Here is a 2,249-nt window from a genome sequence, read left to right as displayed (position 1 = left end):
GCGGCGGTCAGGGCGAGGGAGATGGTTTCAGGGTCGCGCATCTCACCGATCAAAATCACGTCTGGGTCTTCGCGCAGGGCGGAACGCAGGGCGTTGGTAAAGCTGTGGGTGTGCTGATGCAGCTCGCGCTGGTTGATGAGCGCCTTTTTGCTTTGGTGGACGAACTCAATCGGGTCTTCAATGGTCAGAATGTGGGCCGGTTGGGTTTCGTTGATGTAGTTGACCATCGCCGCCAGCGTGGTGGATTTACCCGAACCGGTCGGGCCGGTTACCAAGACCAACCCGCGCGGATTTTCGGCAATTTTTTGGAAAATGCGCGGCGCACGCAATTCTTCCAGCGTCAGGACGGTGCCCGGAATGGTACGGAATACGGCGGCCGGGCCGCGTTCGGTCATAAAGGCGTTGACACGGAAACGGGCAACATTAGGCAGCTCAAATGAGAAATCGACTTCAAAATCCTGTTGATAGAGCTTGCGCTGGTGGTCGTTCATGACCGAGGTAATCATGGTACCGACTTCTTCCGAGCTCATCTCGGGCAGGTTGATGCGGCGGATGTCGCCGTGTACGCGTATCATAGGGGAAATGCCCGAACTCAAATGGAGGTCGGAGGCTTTGTTTTTCACGCCGAACGCGAGTAAGTCGGTAATCTGCATAATGTGGCCTTATTTTGGTTTAGAATAATAAAATCGCTTTATTTTAAATAGATAAATCCGTTCGACCAAGTAAAATTTTCAAAATGCCGAGTGATGAACGGGTTAAAGGAGAAAACCATGTCGGTATTGCAACAAAACTATCAGGACGTATGCCGGGCGCTTGAACAGGCGGCTGAGGCTGCAGGACGGCCTGCGGGTGCGGTGAAGCTGGTAGCGGTCAGCAAGACGTTTCCGGCAGACGATATCCGCGAAGTGTATGCGGCCGGTCAGCGCGATTTTGGTGAGAACTATATTCAGGAATGGTTTGAAAAAACGGAAACGCTGGCTGATTTGCCGGATATTGTTTGGCACGTTATCGGCGATGTGCAGTCCAATAAAACCAAATTTGTGGCCGAACGCGCACATTGGGTGCATACGATAGGCCGTCTGAAAACGGCGCGGCGCTTGAGCGAACAAAGGCCGTCTGAAATGCCGCCGTTACAGGTGTGCATTGAAGTGAACATTGCCGCGGAAGAGGCGAAACACGGCGTGGCGCCCGCTGAAGCGGTCGAGCTTGCTGTTGAAGTGGCCCAGTTGCCGAATATTAAAGTGCGCGGATTGATGTGTGTGGCCAAGGCCGACAGCAGCGATGATGAGTTGCGCAGCCAGTTTCATACCATGCAACGGCTTTTGGCTGAGCTGAATGCGGCAGGAGTCGAAGCAGATGTTTTGTCTATGGGTATGTCCGGAGATATGCCAATCGCGGTAGAATGCGGCGCAACCCATGTCCGCATCGGCAGCGCAATTTTCGGCAAGCGGCATTATCCTCAATAAAAGTAATAGGCCGTCTGAACAGGGTAGACAGCAGTTTCAGACGGCCTGATCGATATCACAAAGGAGTGACATATATATGAATATCTATTTTCTCGGTGGCGGCAATATGGCGACTGCCATTGCAGGCGGTTTGGTCAAACAAGACGGCTATCGTGTCCACATTGTCGAACGCGGCGCCGAAAGACGGGAGCAACTGGTGCAAGAATTGGGTGTAGCCACTTCTGAAAACCTGCCCGAATTGAGTGCGGACGACGTCCTCATTCTCGCCGTCAAACCGCAAGACATGCAGGCAGCCTGTCAAAACATCCGTTTGAATGGCGCGCTGGTGTTATCCGTAGCGGCAGGTTTGTCCATCGATACCCTCAGCTATTATCTGGGCGGTACACGCCGTATCGTGCGCATCATGCCCAATACGCCGGCCAAAATCGGTTTGGGCGTATCCGGTATGTTTGCCGATGCAGGCGTTTCAGAAGCAGACCGTACAGCCGCCGACGGCATCATGCTCTCTGTCGGCACAACCGTTTGGCTGAACGAAGAAGAGCAACTCCACAATATTACTGGCATCAGCGGCAGCGGCCCCGCCTATGTTTTCTATCTGTTGGGCGCGCTCCAAAACGCGGCTTTGGCACAAGGTTTCAACGAGCAAGACGCACGCGAACTGAGCCTCGCCACGTTTAAAGGCGCAGTGGCTTTGGCCGAACAAACTGGCGAAGCATTCGCACAATTACAGCAAAACGTGACTTCCAAAGGCGGCACGACACACGAAGCCATCGAAACCTTCAA

3 protein-coding genes are annotated in these 2,249 nt (G+C 53.6%); 2 read left to right on the top strand and 1 reads right to left on the bottom strand.

The window, feature by feature from the left end:
• Positions 1–653 (bottom strand): type IV pilus twitching motility protein PilT (locus ACTHSP_RS19825; protein WP_440346755.1); only part of this gene is annotated, 653 nt, incomplete at its 3' end.
• A 117-nt stretch (positions 654–770) separates the two neighbouring features.
• Here ACTHSP_RS19825 and ACTHSP_RS19820 point away from each other — a divergent pair.
• Positions 771–1,466, top strand: a complete 696-nt coding sequence (locus ACTHSP_RS19820) for a YggS family pyridoxal phosphate-dependent enzyme (protein ID WP_049350734.1) — start codon at positions 771–773, stop codon at positions 1,464–1,466.
• A gap of 76 nt (positions 1,467–1,542) precedes the next feature.
• The coding region (proC, locus tag ACTHSP_RS19815; protein WP_440346754.1) for a pyrroline-5-carboxylate reductase at positions 1,543–2,249 on the top strand (707 nt) is incomplete at its 3' end.

It is taken from the genome of Neisseria sp. P0001.S005, from assembly GCF_051963715.1.
This window is presented reverse-complemented; position numbering and strand designations above follow the sequence as displayed.